We start from the raw sequence: 15,759 nt of genomic DNA, 5'->3' as shown, positions 1-15,759 counted from the left end.
TATGTATTTTTGTCGCTATTAATAATGAAACTGTACGCCAACTTTGACGGTTCGCTGCAATGGGTAACTCAAACCGTTACCGCTTCCCATCTCGGGATCCCACGTCTTGAACTTCGAGAAGGTGAGAAGGTTGGTCCCCGCCACATAAACGCGCATCCACTTGGTAGGCGTGAAGCCCACCTCCATGGTCTTGAGGCGTAAGTAGCTGCCGTCACGCATGTAGAAAGTGCTTGGCACCACGTTGTTGTTCACAAACGATTGGGACAGGCGCGGATAGGCCGCATTGGCGTTGTTGTTGGCCTCTGACCAGTGGTTTTTCACGATATACTGGGCTATACCCAGTCCGTCGCCCTCCTTGTCAACGAAGGGATGGATGTCTCTCATCATCAGGCTCACGCGCGCCGCTCCTTGAAACATCATCGACACGTCCCACTTCTTGTAAGTGACGGTGGCGCCAAAACCATAGATTATCTCCGGCAACTCTGGGTATCCGATGGTAGTAACGTCGTTTTGGTCTATCTTGTTGTCATTGTTGAGGTCCTTGTATTTGATGTCGCCCACGGTATACGCGCTAAGCTCTTGCTTGGGCGCTTGGTCTATTTCCTCTTGCGAGGTGAACAGGCCCTCGGCCACAAAGCCGCGTATGCTGTTGATGGGGTGACCCAAACGGGAGTAGTAAGAAGACACGTTTTGCGGCTCATCCACGTCGGTCATCTCATTGTGGGCGTATGTCAGGCTACCGTTTGCCTTGACGGTGAAATCCCTGTTGAACACTTTGGTGTAGGCCAAGCTCATGTCAAAGCCCTCGTTTTTCACCGCTCCGATATTGGCCCAAGGTTTGTTCTTGCCGAAGCCCAACATGGAAATCACGGCGTTTCTCTGCATGAAGATGCCCGTGCGCGCCTCGTTGAAATAGTCAAATGTGATGTCCAAGCAGCCCATCAGGCTCATATCCACGCCCACATTGAGCTTCTTCGATTTCTCCCATGTGGCCAACGTGTTGCCATAAGTGGTGATATTGGGCACTTTGATGTTATCATAGTTGTTGCCTATCCACCAACCACCATTGGACAACATGTCCACCGTGGTGATGTATGGGAAACGGTTTTGCAGAGCGTCGTTTCCCACAAGGCCATACGAGCCGCGTATCTTCAAGTTGTGTACGTAGGCTTTGACAGGTTTGAAGAACGCCTCGTTGGAGATGGTCCAGCCCGCGGCGACGGCCGGGAAGAACCCAAAGCGCTGGCCACTCATAAAGTTTTCCGAGCCGTTGTAGCCGAACGTGGCCTCCAACAGGTATCGATGGCCATAGTTATAAGCCAACCTGCCGGCCAAACCCTGCTCTCGATAAGGCAGCAAATCGTATTCTCCACCGCCATTCTTGACCTTTTTGGTCTCTTTCATGTGGTACACCAAAGTGGTGTTCACGTCGTGCTTGCCAAACATTCTTTGATAGTCCACCTTGCCTTGCATTGACCATACGGTCGTGGTGGGGTCCCTGCCAGAGTTGGATTGCAGGTAAGGTTGTCCGGGGTCTCCAATGGAGGTGGTGTCGAAATGGTATTGTCCGTTCTCGTCCACGGTGTAATCATCAGCCACTTTGTAATAAAAGGGCACGTTCCAATGGTCCAGCCAGTTGAAACTGTAATTGTAGAATGATACCAAACCGCTCGCCTTGAGTCCGGGAGTGACAAAGTCCAAGTCTTGGTCTATATTGAACGCCGTCGTGGAATATACGTAGTTGCGGTCAGTATAGCCAGAACTCAGCCGCGCGTATGGGTTGGTTTGCAAGCCACCTACGCCTTGGCGAGCGTTCAGTCCGTATCGCACGAACATGTCGCCATTCTGCGCGGGAAGCACGGGTGGGAAGCTAACAGGCGACACGGTCATGGTGTAATAGAACAATCGATTGACCGGTTCTTTCGGCGCGTGATAGTAGAACAGTTGCGTATTCATGTTCAAGCCAATCTTTGTCGTGCGCGTAAGACGAGCCGTGACGTTGCTTTGGAACAAGTACTTGCGGCTTCGCATGCTCACATCCAACGCTTGCGCCTCTTTGGGTTGGCGTATGATACCGTTCTCGTAGAAGATGCCCGCGTTGAGAAAATAGGTCAATATCTTGCTACCACCCCTGACATTGAGGTTCAAGTTCTGGTTCATGGTCATCTTTTTAAACAACATACCATACCAGTCGTTGTTCGGGAACAGGTATGGATTGGCTCCCTCGCGAGTCTTGGCAATGCGCTCCTCACTATAATAAGGAGTGTAAGCGTTGCCCACAGCCTTAGCCTCGTTGTAGGCAGCTTCGTTGAACATTTCCATGTAAGTGGGCCCGTCGGCCATGGACTGTATCATCGTTGGAGAGGAAAAAGTGTTGTCCAAACGCACCTTCACTTGCATTTTCTCGGACAGCTCGCCCTGTTTGGTGTTCACGATAATAACACCATTGGCGCCACGCGAACCATATAAAGATGTGGCGGTGGCATCCTTGAGCACCGAGAAAGACTCGATTGACTCTGGCGGGATATTGTTGAGCATGGTGGGACTAATCTCAACACCATCGAGAATGATAAGCGGAGCCTTGTTCGCGCCAAAGGTGGAGATACCCCTTATATAGAACTCGGCGTGATCATAACCGGGCTCTCCACTTGCTTGTCGGGCTATGATGCCAGGCACGTTGCCCGCGAACGAGGTGGTAAGGCTGCTTGAAGTCATCTTCAAGTCGTCTGGATTTACAGCTTGCACAGCCCCGACCAACGATTCTTTCTTCTGTTTGCCAAAACCGACAACCACCACTTCTTTCAGGTCTTTGTGCGCGGGAATCATCGATATGGACACAAAGGTGCGACCTTTGAGCCTAATCTCTTTGTCTTGGTAGCCTATGTAGGCCACGTCCAAGACAGCGTTGGGCGAGGCTTTGATGACAAACGTTCCCTCGGCGTTGGTGATGGCAGCGTTGGCAGAGCCATGTTCCCTTACCGTGGCGCCAATGATGGGCTCGCCATTCTCATCGCCAATAAATCCCTTAATGTCTCTTTTGTTGTCTTGTGCGGATTGGGTAACTTGCCGCACGCTTGTGACTCCCGACGAAATATCGCCCAAAGCCTTGGCCTCGGTTGCCGTTAGATTTGCAGCTAACAAAGCTAATGACATCACGAATAGCCTTGGTCCGTGACCATGGTTGCATTTCATTTGCTTGTGAATTAAAGGTTTATAAATTAGAATTTTAATGTTACTATCCGTGTGAACGCATGACTACATGTTCTTTTAACACATAAAGCCGTTAGGTAAACACATTGGCAAATGTACCCTGATAACCCGAAGAACGCTGCAACTATTCGTTCAAAAGATAGAAAAATTGAGCCAAACGCATGCGTTTGGCTCAATTTGGCGTATTTGGAACTGTTTTGTTATAATATCAAGCAGTCTTGCTCGGACCTTGATGGCGCGCAAACAGTTTGCCAACAACCGGCAAGGAGGAGAGCGACAAGTCTTTCTTGACAAGATAAAAAAGAAAGACAAACACCAATATCGTATTCGTGACGATGGCCCACAAGGCTGGCAAATGATTATTGGCGAGCGTCATGCATACGGTAAGCACGGCGGCAAGGGCCACGTAGGCGAATATATCCTTGAGCGGATAGCTGATGGGATAGTATCGCTGGCCTATCAAATAACTCAGCGTCATGGCCGTGCCGTAGCCGGCAAAACCACCCCACGCGCATGCCATATAGCTGTATTGGGGCACAAAAATGACGTTGACAGCTATGAGAACCAAGCAGCCAGCGCCGCTGAAATAAGCCCCCCAGATGGTTTTGTCAATGAGCTTGTACCAAAACGAAAGGTTGAAATACACACCCATCATAATCTCGGCGGCCATCACAATCGGCACCACGCGCAATCCGGACCAATAGTCATGGTTGGGTATGATGTATCTAAGGACATCCATATAACCCATTACCAAGAGGAAGGCCAAAAGCGTAAAAATAACAAAATACTTCATGGCCTTGGCGTAAGTGTCACGGTTATCCTTGTCCTTGGCCTTGCCAAAGACGAAAGGCTCGTAGGCGTAACGGAAGGCTTGGGTTATCATGGCCATGATCATGGCAATCTTGACGGTGGCTCCATACACACTCAACTCTGCCTTGGCATCTGCCCCACGATAGAGGAAAGGAAACACGATCTTGTCGAAAGTCTGGTTCAAAATGCCGGCAATGCCAAGAATGAGCAGCGGCCAAGCATAGCGAAGCATTCGCTTGAGCAACCCCCAGTCTAAACGATAACGGAAAGTGAACAGCTCCTTCCAAAACATGAGAGTGACCAATGCGGTGCAAACCAAATTGATATAGAACACCATGCCCACGTCCAAGGTGAAACGCTCATCGTACAATCCGAATGGATTGATGCGTAAGGCAGGCAGCAAAAACAGGTATGTGATATTGAGAAGGACATTCAAAAAAACGTTAGCCAACTGGATAACGGCGAACTTTACCGGGCGTTTGTTGTATCGCAGAAAGGCAAATGGGATACATTTAAACGCATCTATCGCCACACATATAAACATCACCGCCACCCAATCGGGGTGTGATGAGTAACCCATGAAAGTAGCGATGGGACCAAGAAATATTAAGACTAAGGATATGAAGAGCAGCGAAGTGGAGCCTACAGCTATGAGCGTGGTGGTGTAGACGACTCGCGGATTTTCCTCTGTCTTGTTGGCAAACCTGAAGAATGACGTTTCCATGCCATAGGTAAGGATGACCAACAACAACGCCGTGTAAGCGTAAACATTGGTCACGACACCGTATTGGCCACCCGACGCAGCCCATGCGGCGGTCTGGATGGGCACCAAAAGATAGTTCACAAACCGGCCGGCTATGCTGCTGATACCATAGATGGCGGTGTCTTTTACGAGTGATTTCAAGTTTGCCATAGTGCTGAAACAATTGCTACAAGTCCACGAGCGGGCACTTATCCGAAGAATATATAGGCGATGCCAATGGCCGCCAAGACACCGACAAGGTCGGCAAGCAGGCCACAAGCCACCGCATGGCGAGCGTATTTAACACTCACGCTGCCAAAATATACGGCGAGAATATAGAACGTGGTGTCGGTGCTGCCTTGGAAAATGCAGCTCAACCGCCCCACAAAACTATCAGGACCATAGTTTTTCATGGCCTCGAGCATGAGCCCCCGGGCCCCGCTTCCAGACAGAGGTTTCATCAGTGCGGTAGGCAACGCGCCCACGAAATCCGCGTCAAGGCCACAACCTCGCACCACCTGCGCTATGCCATCAATGAGCATATTCATGGCTCCAGAGGCCCGAAACACGCCCACGGCCACCAATATGGCAACAAGATAGGGAATGATTCGAACGGCTGTGGAGAAACCCTCTTTAGCCCCTTCGATAAAAGCCTCGTACACATTCACCTTTTTAAAAAGACCGGCGAGAATGAACATAATGATAATTCCGAACAAGATGAGATTGCTGGTCACGCTCGTTACAGTGTCCATAGTGTCTTTATCCATCTGCGAGAAGCCCCAAATCACCAATCCGACAAACGTTACCAACCCACCCATTGTGGCCAACAGCGCAGGTTGGAAGATGTTGATGCGCTGCCAAGTAGCCGTTATCACGATACCCGCGAGGGTGGCCACGGTGGTGGCCAAGAGTATAGGTATGAAGACATCTGTAGGTGTTTCCGCGCCGTATGAGGCGCGAAAAGCAAGAATGGTGGTTGGAATGATGGTCAGCCCGGAGGTGTTGAGCACCAAAAACATTATCATTGGGTTGGTCGCCGTGTCTTTCTTGGGGTTCAATTCCTGCATTTGTTGCATGGCCTTCAGCCCCGTTGGGGTAGCGGCGTTGTCAAGCCCGAGCATGTTGGAGGCTATGTTCATGAAGATTGATCCCATAGCCGGATGGTTTCGAGGAATGTCCGGAAAGAGCTTCGTGAACACCGGGCTGAGTGCCTTGGCCAGCACATTCACCACACCAGCGCGCTCGCCTATCTTCATAATTCCAAGCCACAGGGCGAGCACCCCGGTAAGGCCGAGCGAAATCTCGAATGCCGTTTTGGACGTGTCAAACGTTGAGTCTACTATTTTCTGGAAAATAGTGGCGTCGCCCATGCAGAGCTGAAAGGCTCCGAAAACAAAGGCTACAAGAAAAAAACCTATCCAAATATAATTCAGTACCATACGTAGTGGCAAAGTTACCACTATTTATATTTTATAGCAAAAAAATCGTTTCGAAAACCCACAAAACTTTGAAAAGAATATCGGCGAGCAACGCTTTTGAGCCAGTCTCATCCCTCTCGTGCTGCGTTTTGTCGCCCATCCTCACGCCATTGGCACACAACAAGAAACACATGATATTTTGACATGACATAAAAACAAGCGAGAGACAGCCTCGTAGCCACCCCTCGCCGACAGTATCGCCGTTCGGACGGCGTATCGTTGTATCAAAACACCACTTTCTTGCCATTCACGATATACACGCCTTTGCCTATCTTGCTCACGCGACGCCCCTGCAAATCGAACACCTCTGGTGTTTTCTTGTATGCGTTCACATGGTCGATACCCGTGGGAACTGATTTCTTTTTTCCCTTGAATACATATTGTATATGTGAGTCATCCTTAAAAGACAAGAAAAAACTAAGTTCCAAATTGCCTTCCTTATCCACACAACTCTCTTTCTCGTCAATACTACCCGAGAGCCATACCGTGTGCTGTTTGTCCTTGGTAGCCACCTCGTCATCAAGATTGTTGTATGCCTCTACATGCCATTTGTTGTTATTACGCAACAGGTAACAATCTTTGAAAGGGATTGACGCGAACTCATATTGGCCGATTGTAACGTCTTTTAAGGTTAAAACCGTGAACTGACGCTCACCCTTGCTTATCTCTATGATCATTTGTTTCTTGCCACTTGGAGTCTTGGTCTCGGTCGTGCGGTCGAACAACTCCGTGGTGGCCTCACCCTCATAAGTGCCCCAAACATCTGGCACAACCTCAGGCTTGGCTTCTTGGGCCATCATCATATTCACCTGCGCACATAGCACAATCAATAACATGGGAATTTTGTGAAAGATTCTCATCATTGTTTTTTTCTTTTAATTTTTAATTGATTATTTAATGAAGTGACCACAACAATTCACATATCACATTGCGAGCCGTTTGCGACCACAAAAAAAATTGCGGCGCAAAGATATGAAAATAGTGGTAAAAAATCATGACTCTACTTGCAAAAAAATCATAAATATGCCATTTACAACCAAATTTATCATGCTCTAAAGCACACCGAGAACAGCTCTCTCGGCCTTAGACACGCAGCGTCAAGACGTGTATACCAGCGTTAAAACGTTTCTTTCGCTATCATTTTAAATCGCCTTGCAAATGAGGTTCAAGACAAAAAGAACGTCGCAAAAACCTAATAAACATAAAAAAAATAGCAAAAATATGCGATTAGTACTCATCCGTCACTTTATTATCGTAACTTTGCGGCGTTCAAAGGGACAAGGAATAACGGTAGGGCGTTGTCAAGAAGTCCCTACGGTTACATTATTAAACATTACTTTTTTGAAAACATTTGAAGAATTAGGCGTAAGCGAAGAGATTCGCCGCGCTATTGACGAACTGGGCTTTGTAAACCCCATGCCAGTTCAAGAAGAAGTTATCCCGTATTTATTAGGTCAAGGAAATGACGTTATCGCGTTGGCGCAGACTGGCACCGGAAAGACCGCAGCCTTTGGCATACCATTGTTACAGCGCACCGACCCCAATCTTCGCGAGACACAAGCGCTCATCCTAAGCCCCACCCGCGAGTTGTGCTTGCAAATAGCCGACGACCTCAACGCTTTCGCCAAATACATAGACGGCATGCACATCTTGCCCGTGTACGGCGGCTCGTCCATTGAGACGCAGATACGGTCGTTGCGCCACGGCGTGCAAATCATAGTGGCCACGCCGGGCAGGCTCATAGACTTGATGAAACGTGGCGTGGCCAAACTCGAGCGCGTGAACAACGTGGTGCTGGACGAAGCCGACGAAATGCTCAACATGGGCTTTACCGAAAGCATCAACACCATATTCGAGGGCGTGCCCCGCGACCGCAACACGCTGCTATTCTCGGCCACCATGAGCCGCGAGATAGAGAAGATAGCCAAAAGCTACCTCAACGACTACAAAGAGATTGTGGTAGGCTCTCGCAACGAGGGAGCGGAGAACGTGAACCACATATACTACATGGTGAACGCCAAAGACAAATACTTGGCGCTCAAGCGCGTGGTGGATTTCTACCCCAACATCTACGGCATCATATTCTGTCGCACCAAGATTGAGACTCAAGAGGTGGCCGACAAGCTCATCAAAGACGGCTACAACGCCGAGTCGCTACATGGCGACCTCTCGCAGCAACAGCGCGACTTGACCATGCAAAAGTTTAGAAAGCATATCACCCAACTGCTTGTGGCCACCGACGTGGCAGCCCGCGGACTCGACGTTGACGATCTGACGCATGTCATCAACTACGGCTTACCCGACGACATTGAGAGCTACACCCACCGTTCGGGGCGCACGGGGCGAGCCGGAAAGAAAGGCACATCCATTGCCATCATTCACACGCGCGAGAAACACAAAGTGCGCGCCATAGAGAAAATCATAGGCAAGGAGTTTGTAGACGGCGAGCTGCCGGCACCCGAAGAGATCTGCAAGAAGCAACTCTACAAGGTGATGAACAATATCATGAAGACCGACGTGGACGAGGAACAAATAGCGCCCTACGTGACGGAGATATACCGACAGTTTGAATATATTGACAAGGAGGACATCATCAAGAAGATGATCACGGTGACATTTGGCCGTTTTCTCGACTACTACAAAAACGCGCCGGCAATAGAGAAGCCATCCGCCAAGCGCGGCAAAAAAGAGGATGGCGCTGGCGGCAAGGCCGACAACCGACGGGGCAAGCGGCGAGGCGCGGAGACAGGATATAGCCGTCTGGCCATCAACATGGGCAAGAAAGACGGCTTCTATCCCGGCGAGATCATGCAATACATCAACCAGCACATAGAGGGAAAACAAGAAGTGGGACACATAGACTTGTTACAGAAATCGTGCTACGTGGAGGTGCCTGAGCGCGACGCTGCTTATGTGGCCGAGTCACTCAATGGCACGCGCTATCATGGGCGTGAGGTACGTTGCGCCATCGCTCATGGCAACGGGCAAGAAGGCGCCAACAAGGCGACCGCGAGACGAGGCGACCGCGGCGGTCGAAACAATGCGAGAGATTCCCGGTACGCAGACAAAGGAGGGCGCGCGGCACGCCGGGGCCAGCGTGGCAATGCCTATCGCGAAGAGTTGCAAGATTTTGATAAGGGGGGCAGACGTGGTCGCGACGATTGGAAAAGCCTCATGCAGGGTGCGCCTTTCAAGCTCAAAGGCGAGGAGCCAGACTTCAGCGAGGAGGGATGGGCACGGAGAAAACCAAAAAAGAAACAATAAAGTTATTAATTCTTAACATCGGCCATCACTTTAACAAAGTATGCGTACCTTTACGAACAAATACCGCCACAATCAATTAAAAAACACTATATGAAAAAGACAATTTATGCATTAGCGCTCATGGCAACAGCCATGATGCCCTCAATGGCAAGTGCCGACAATGGAAACGTGCGATTCAAGGGCGATGTAAAGGGGCTGAAAGACAGCCTCATCGTGATGTATGCCACACAAGGCGGAACCCAAGCCAAAGACACAGTGATCGTCAAGGACGGCAAATTTGACTTCACCGTCAGCGTGGCCGGGCCCACCAATCTCTATGCCTACACCCCAGCCACTCTTCGACACGAGGAGAGAGTGGGGTTCCAAGCTGTCGCCGTGCCAGGCGAAACGGCAGAACTCAGCGGAGACCTCACCAAGTCTTACTACTTCTCGGGGTCTAAATTCTACAACGAGTTCAACGAGGCCGACCGTGCCATGGAGGCTGCGTCCAAGCCACTCGACGACTTCGTGGGCGGACTGAACAGTCGCATGCAGGCCGGCGAGCCACGCGAAGCGTTGATGAACGAGTACCAAGCCAAGGCTCCGGCTTTGAAGAAACAAATGCTCGATGGTATCATGGCCTTTATCAAGGAGCACCCCAACTATGAGGCTTGTGCCGCTATCATCCCCAAACTGGAACAGTTGGACGACATGAAAGAAGCTGTCAAACTGCTCTCGCCATCCGTGCGCGATGGGCGGATGAAACCCATATACCAAAGCGTCATCACCGAGATGGAAAACCAAGCCAAGGCCGAAGCCGAGGCCGCAAAAAAACAAGCGGCCGGCGTGACGGCCCCCGACTTCACCCTGAACGACATCAACGGCAAACCGTTGGCGCTGTCGTCGCTACGCGGCAAATACGTGGTGCTCGACTTTTGGGGCAGTTGGTGCGGCTGGTGCATCAAGGGTTTCCCGGAGATGAAAAAATACTACGAGAAATACAAGGGCAAGTTTGAGATTTTGGGCGTAGACTGCAACGACCGCGAGGAGAAATGGAGAAAGGCCGTGAAAGACCACGCCCTGCCTTGGTTGCACGTCTATAACACGCGCGATAGCAAAATACTGGAAAAGTATGGTGTGCGTGGTTTCCCAACCAAGATACTCGTGGGACCCGACGGAAAAATCGTGAAGACATATGTGGGGGAGGACCCAGCCTTCTACACTTTTCTCGATGACACCTTTGGCAAGTAAAACCACGGCCTCGCGGCCCAAACCTTTCAACCCCTAACCATGTAGGAGACAAACGCTCATCAAGGGCGCTTGTCTCCTTTTTTTCTTTTTATCACCATGATGTCTCATGCCAAATAAGCATGAAACTCACTCGCGAAAACGTGACAACCGTTGGCAAAAGGACGTAAAACAGCGCGTCTCTCACTTTGTCAGGAAGACAAAAAAGTAAAATAATAATCACGAGAAACAGCACCTGCAAACCATCGCTTTTAGCCATCTAAAACGGCAAACTACACTTCAAGACAACCATCCCAACGGCGACAAAATCGTGATTTCCGAGCGCGCAAATCGATTCCACCGTGCGTATAACATCTAATCACCATACGAAAGAGCACTAAACGCAACGCGTTTAAAGCCCATTCGAAGCGTGATTGGACCTTAATCGCAATCCCATTAATGCCCATTCGCACACCCAAAGAAAAGAATTTTGATTGCCTTTACACCGGAAAATCCACAAAATACTGTCTTACAAGCAATTACCAAAATGCCGAAATTTGGGCGTATTTGCGAACAAAGCGCCAACGACTTGCAAATACGCGAAATATGAGCGTAGCTTTGTCAAGGAATTTCGAAATAAATAAAAAAGTAATTCACAGTTTTCAACACGCCGTGGCGCAAGCCTAATTGCGCATGGAAAACTGTGAATCGTGAATTACAAAACTTTTTTTCCCTCTCCAAACGCCGTGGAGACGTAGTTGTAATAGTGCCGACAGCTGTCCGCCGAAAACTCCAACGCGCCCTTAACAAGCTTGTCCCACACATCGACAGCAAGCCCACGCTCCATCTGTTCATGGGTTACTCCCTGTCTTATCATCTCATAGATAAAACCTGCGTTGAAGTTATCACCCGCGCCAATAGTGCTTAACACCTCTCCTTGCGGCACTGGATAGCTGCGCGCCAAACCGTTTTCGGCCCGCAATTCCACTTGGTCGGCGCCGCGAGTGCAAATGAAGCGTTTGCAATAAAACGATATTTCAGACCTGTATATCTTATCAGCGTCGTCTGTTTTGTATAAATTGACAAAATCGTCACTGCTGCCACGCACTATGTCAGCGTAACCAAAATTGTCCAACAAGTTGGGCGTGACCCTCATAAGCTCATGTTGGTGAGAACGGCGAAAGTTAACATCATAATAGATGATGGCCCCATTGGCACGCGCCTCGTCGAGCAGCGCCTGCACCTGTGGGCGTATCACGGGGTTCACGGCATAAAAAGAGCCTATCAGGACAATGTCGTCGGGCTGTATGTTGAGAGTGGGAAGCTCAAGCCGGTCGTTAGGATGATTTTTGTAAAAGAGATAATCAGCGTCGCCCCGCTCATTGAGAAACGCCAATGACACAGGCGATTTGGCGTCTTGGAAAACACTCACATTGTGGGCGTCCACATCATTCCGGGTCAAGAAATCGACGGTGTCGCGCCCCACCCTGTCGTCTCCGGCCTCGCCAATAAACATACAGTTCACGCCCGACCGTCCAAGGGAAATCATGGCGTTGAACGTGGATCCACCTGGAAACGCGGCGATGGGCTGCGCGTTTTTAAATACAATATCATAGACGGTCTCGCCTAATCCTATTACTTTTCGCATGGGTTCACTTTGCATTTCTTTTGCAAATATCCGAAAAAACAAGCGCATATCAAAACAAAATTGGCTATTTTTGCGCTTGATATGAAATATAACACAGCAACGCTTAGCAATGGGCTAAGGGTCATCCATATGCCATCATCTTCACCTGTGGTCTATTGCGGATACTGCATACGCGCCGGTTCGAGAGACGAGAGGCCGGGCGAGGAGGGATTGGCACACTTCTGCGAGCACGCCACATTTAAGGGTACAGAGCGGCGCAGGTCTTGGAACGTGCTGAACTGCTTGGAGAGCGTGGGCGGTGACCTCAACGCTTTCACCACCAAGGAGGACACCACCTACCATGCCGCGGTGCTCAAGCAAGATATATCAAGGGCCATAGATATCCTGACCGACATCGTGTTTCACTCCACCTATCCACAGGGCGAAATAGACAAAGAGGTAGAGGTGATATGCGACGAGATTGAAAGCTACAACGACACGCCCTCAGAACTGATATATGACGAGTTTGAAAATCTCGTCTTCGACGGGCATCCATTGGGGCACGCCATATTAGGCACGACCACCAACGTGCGGGGCTTTGACACCAAAAAGGCGCACGAGTTTACCAACAGGTTTTACAAGCCACGCAACAGCGTTTTCTTTGTATACGGAGATTTGTCTTTCAAAAGGATCATCAACAAGTTGTGCGCCGTACATCAGGCCAAGATGGTCGAGACGGCTGGCCCAAAAGCGCGCGCGGATGACGCGAGCCCAGAAAAAGACAAGGGCCTGCACACAGGCCGTGGCGGCATCCAAGACATCGGCAACGATGCGCATGACGGCGACAAGCACGTGTGGCTCGACAAGTTGGCAGGACAAAAAACAATAGTGCGCAAAGGCACGCATCAAGCCCATGTGATGGTTGGGAGCAGGGCTTACGACATCTATGACCGTCGCCGCATGGCCCTTTACTTGCTCAACAACATGATAGGAGGCCCAGGCATGAACACGCGCCTGAACCTCATACTACGCGAGCATCACGGGTTGGTGTACACAGTGGAAAGCTCCATGGTAAGCTATGGCGACACAGGCGTGTGGTGCACCTATTTTGGATGCGACCCGCACGACGTTGACAGATGCCTGCGATTGGTGCGAAGAGAGCTTGACGGCTTTATGCAAAACCCCATCAGCCCCACCCGCCTCAACGCTGCCAAGAAACAATTGAAAGGGCAAATAGGCGTGGCCTGCGACAACAGGGAGAGCTTCGCGCTCGACTTTGGCAAGAGTTTCCTGCACTATGGTTGGGAGAAAGACATCAACCAGCTCTATAAAAACATTGACGAGCTGACAGCAGACAACCTGCACGAGGTGGCCAACGATATTTTTAACGAATCGCGCCTAACCACACTCATATACAAATAAAGAACTGGCAAACATGACTTTAGAAAACATTTTGGAACATCGAAGGGCCATCAGGAAGTATGACCCCAACCAGCCGTTGGAAGATAGCAAGGTGAAAGACTGTATCCGCATGGCCACATTGGCCCCGTCAAGCTCAAACATGCAACTGTGGGAGTGCTATCACGTGACGGACAAAGACACGTTGGGCAAGTTGGCCCACGCCTGCCTGGATCAAGGAAGCGCACGGACAGCCCAACAGATGGTGGTGTTCGTGACACGTCAAGACTTGTATCGAGACCACGCACAAAAAGTGTTGCGGGCTGCCATTGACGACATATTGAAAAACAGTCCGAAAGACAAGCAAGCGCGCCGAATACGATTGCAACGTCTCTATTACAAACGGGTCATGCCCATGCAGTACGCACGCTTTCTTGGTATCAAGGGACTACTGAACAAAATCTTGGCACAAACCATCGGCCTCTTCCGCCCCATCGTGCGCCAAGTGTCGGAGGGAGAAGTGAGCACGGTGGTGCACAAGAGTTGCGCGCTGGCCGTGCAAACGTTCATGCTGGCCATGAGCGAGAAAGGGTACGACACATGCCCGTTGGAGGGTTTTGATAGTAGGTTGGTGAAAAAGGCCCTCCACCTGCCATACAATCGTGGCATCAACATGGTAATAACGTGTGGTGTGCGACTGCCGGAGGGTGTGCGAGGAGAGCGTTTCCGGCTGCCCTTCGAGGAAATATACCACAAAGTTTAATCAAAAATTCAAAATCCTCAATACGAAATTAGGCTCGCTCAGGGGGCTGCCAAAGAGGATGTCATGTCAAAACGAAAGGATTGGCCATTTGCCAATCCATACCTCACGCGCCACCTTGTCAAAGGTACAGCACCGCCTCGTTGCCCATGTTGAAGAGCAAGTCGAGGATGGAAAGGTTTGGCAAGAAACCGTGTTTCCGCTCGTAAACTTGGTAATATCTCCGTGGCGTAAAGTCATTGTCGGGCAAAGGACGCTTGGGACGGATGGCCTCGCGGAAGTCGAGGCAATTTGGCTTGGCCTCGTAATGGGTTGTCAAGGCTATGGACGGCTCGATATCAAGCAGCTCGCATAGCTTGTGCGTTATCTCAAGGTTGAAATCGAAGAGGTAATCCCATCGCTTTTCGAAAAACGGACGTATGTCATCGGCAAGAAACTCGAAAAATGGACTTTCGCCATAGGCAGACACCAAAGCGTTCCAATGTACATGCCTCCAACGTCCATGATTGCTCACACGGATGTCTTTCATGGCGCATTTTGGCCCATCATATCGCTCGATGGGCACGGAGAGCGCTTGCGGCCCGTTGGCCGTGGCAATGACACAACGGTTGCGAAAGGTCTGCTTAAGGAAATTATCATGGCGTTCCAACAGCACCTCGCGGTGACGATTGAGCTTTTGGTACCATTGGATGGGTCCAAAATAGGCGGACGAGAGCATGCAAATATCAGTATCGTTCATAAGGAAAGACTATCGGCGCGACAAATAGTTGGCACATGAAAAACAAGGATGGGCCTAAAAAGACAAATGAAAAAGTTTATAGGCATGACCCAATACCTGATGTCTGTAAACCAACGTTCTGCTCTTACCCAAATTGACAAGGTACAACTTGCAGTCTGAACAGCGGCATCGCGAACAGCATATGCGTGGAATGAGATACTGCCCCGAATCCACGGCGACGGTATCACCGGGCACGCCTTCCACCCTGCCGATAATATCACGCGAACATCTGAAAACCATCAAATCTCCCTTTTTGAACCCTGCATGCGACAGCTTGTTCACCACGACACGGTCTCCGCGTCTCAGCGTTTGGTCTATGTCCGTTGGCACCGCGTACACGGTGAAAGCGTAGAAGCGCACAACAAGCAAGATGGCCAAGGCGCCAGCAAACACAAATATGGTTTTTAGGAAATAACGCATGCTAACTCACAGTTCACGATTTTCAATTCACAATTTGGCTCGAGCGAGATTGCTGAGCATTGGTTG

11 protein-coding genes are annotated in these 15,759 nt (G+C 50.1%); 4 read left to right on the top strand and 7 right to left on the bottom strand.

Features of this window, described 5'->3' with window-relative positions; all coding sequences use genetic code 11:
* Positions 1–18: 18 nt before the first annotated feature.
* From C7379_RS02385 to C7379_RS02370, 4 genes are all read right to left on the bottom strand, one after another.
* Positions 19–3,192, bottom strand: coding sequence for a SusC/RagA family TonB-linked outer membrane protein (locus C7379_RS02385; protein ID WP_243406685.1), 3,174 nt, complete (start codon positions 3,190–3,192; stop codon positions 19–21).
* Between the two features lie 226 nt (positions 3,193–3,418).
* Positions 3,419–4,933, bottom strand: a complete 1,515-nt coding sequence (locus C7379_RS02380) for a polysaccharide biosynthesis C-terminal domain-containing protein (RefSeq protein ID WP_116615842.1) — start codon at positions 4,931–4,933, stop codon at positions 3,419–3,421.
* A gap of 38 nt (positions 4,934–4,971) precedes the next feature.
* Positions 4,972–6,201, bottom strand: coding sequence for a nucleoside recognition domain-containing protein (locus tag C7379_RS02375; RefSeq protein WP_116615841.1), 1,230 nt, complete (start codon positions 6,199–6,201; stop codon positions 4,972–4,974).
* 263 nt (positions 6,202–6,464) lie between these two features.
* Positions 6,465–7,103: an alpha-amylase gene (locus tag C7379_RS02370; protein ID WP_116615840.1), complete on the bottom strand. Its 639-nt coding sequence runs from the start codon at positions 7,101–7,103 to the stop codon at positions 6,465–6,467.
* Between the two features lie 478 nt (positions 7,104–7,581).
* Here C7379_RS02370 and C7379_RS02365 point away from each other — a divergent pair, with 478 nt between their 5' ends.
* Entirely contained in the window at positions 7,582–9,504 is a 1,923-nt protein-coding gene (locus C7379_RS02365; protein WP_116615914.1) for a DEAD/DEAH box helicase, read from the top strand.
* A 90-nt stretch (positions 9,505–9,594) separates the two neighbouring features.
* Positions 9,595–10,734 (top strand): TlpA disulfide reductase family protein, encoded by a 1,140-nt coding sequence (locus tag C7379_RS02360; RefSeq protein WP_116615839.1) that lies wholly within the window; start codon positions 9,595–9,597, stop codon positions 10,732–10,734.
* 691 nt (positions 10,735–11,425) lie between these two features.
* On the opposite strand, the gene C7379_RS02350 is transcribed toward C7379_RS02360, so the two are convergent.
* Positions 11,426–12,358, bottom strand: a complete 933-nt coding sequence (locus C7379_RS02350) for a PfkB family carbohydrate kinase (protein WP_116615913.1) — start codon at positions 12,356–12,358, stop codon at positions 11,426–11,428.
* An 81-nt stretch (positions 12,359–12,439) separates the two neighbouring features.
* Here C7379_RS02350 and C7379_RS02345 point away from each other — a divergent pair, with 81 nt between their 5' ends.
* Together C7379_RS02345 and C7379_RS02340 are read left to right on the top strand one after the other, a co-directional pair.
* The gene (locus C7379_RS02345; RefSeq protein WP_116615912.1) at positions 12,440–13,759 is read left to right on the top strand and encodes a M16 family metallopeptidase; all 1,320 of its coding nucleotides are present in this window, start codon (positions 12,440–12,442) and stop codon (positions 13,757–13,759) included.
* A 13-nt stretch (positions 13,760–13,772) separates the two neighbouring features.
* Entirely contained in the window at positions 13,773–14,498 is a 726-nt protein-coding gene (locus C7379_RS02340; protein WP_116615837.1) for a nitroreductase family protein, read from the top strand.
* A gap of 118 nt (positions 14,499–14,616) precedes the next feature.
* Here C7379_RS02340 and C7379_RS02335 read toward each other — a convergent pair whose 3' ends face one another.
* Together C7379_RS02335 and lepB are read right to left on the bottom strand one after the other, a co-directional pair.
* Positions 14,617–15,234, bottom strand: a complete 618-nt coding sequence (locus tag C7379_RS02335) for a WbqC family protein (protein ID WP_116615836.1) — start codon at positions 15,232–15,234, stop codon at positions 14,617–14,619.
* Positions 15,235–15,288: 54 nt separating this feature from the next.
* Positions 15,289–15,693 carry a signal peptidase I gene (gene lepB, locus C7379_RS02330; protein WP_116615835.1) on the bottom strand — a complete coding sequence of 135 codons (405 nt, stop codon included), beginning with the start codon at positions 15,691–15,693 and terminating at the stop codon, positions 15,289–15,291.
* Positions 15,694–15,759 lie beyond the last annotated feature (66 nt).

Origin of the sequence: Hallella colorans (assembly GCF_003096815.1) — a bacterium.
Lineage (GTDB): Bacteria > Bacteroidota > Bacteroidia > Bacteroidales > Bacteroidaceae > Prevotella > Prevotella colorans.
The sequence above is the reverse complement of the archived record's forward strand: the minus strand, read 5'-3'. Positions and strand labels throughout refer to the sequence as shown.

What these genes read in the sequence shown, in the direction of transcription:
- C7379_RS02385 (WP_243406685.1), bottom strand. Translation starts at nt 3,192, where the DNA reads ATGAAATGCAACCATGGTCACGGACCAAGGCTATTCGTGATGTCATTA.
- C7379_RS02380 (WP_116615842.1), bottom strand. Translation starts at nt 4,933, where the DNA reads ATGGCAAACTTGAAATCACTCGTAAAAGACACCGCCATCTATGGTATC.
- C7379_RS02375 (WP_116615841.1), bottom strand. Translation starts at nt 6,201, where the DNA reads ATGGTACTGAATTATATTTGGATAGGTTTTTTTCTTGTAGCCTTTGTT.
- C7379_RS02370 (WP_116615840.1), bottom strand. Translation starts at nt 7,103, where the DNA reads ATGATGAGAATCTTTCACAAAATTCCCATGTTATTGATTGTGCTATGT.
- C7379_RS02360 (WP_116615839.1), top strand. Translation starts at nt 9,595, where the DNA reads ATGAAAAAGACAATTTATGCATTAGCGCTCATGGCAACAGCCATGATG.
- C7379_RS02350 (WP_116615913.1), bottom strand. Translation starts at nt 12,358, where the DNA reads ATGCGAAAAGTAATAGGATTAGGCGAGACCGTCTATGATATTGTATTT.
- C7379_RS02345 (WP_116615912.1), top strand. Translation starts at nt 12,440, where the DNA reads ATGAAATATAACACAGCAACGCTTAGCAATGGGCTAAGGGTCATCCAT.
- C7379_RS02340 (WP_116615837.1), top strand. Translation starts at nt 13,773, where the DNA reads ATGACTTTAGAAAACATTTTGGAACATCGAAGGGCCATCAGGAAGTAT.
- C7379_RS02335 (WP_116615836.1), bottom strand. Translation starts at nt 15,234, where the DNA reads ATGAACGATACTGATATTTGCATGCTCTCGTCCGCCTATTTTGGACCC.
- lepB (WP_116615835.1), bottom strand. Translation starts at nt 15,693, where the DNA reads ATGCGTTATTTCCTAAAAACCATATTTGTGTTTGCTGGCGCCTTGGCC.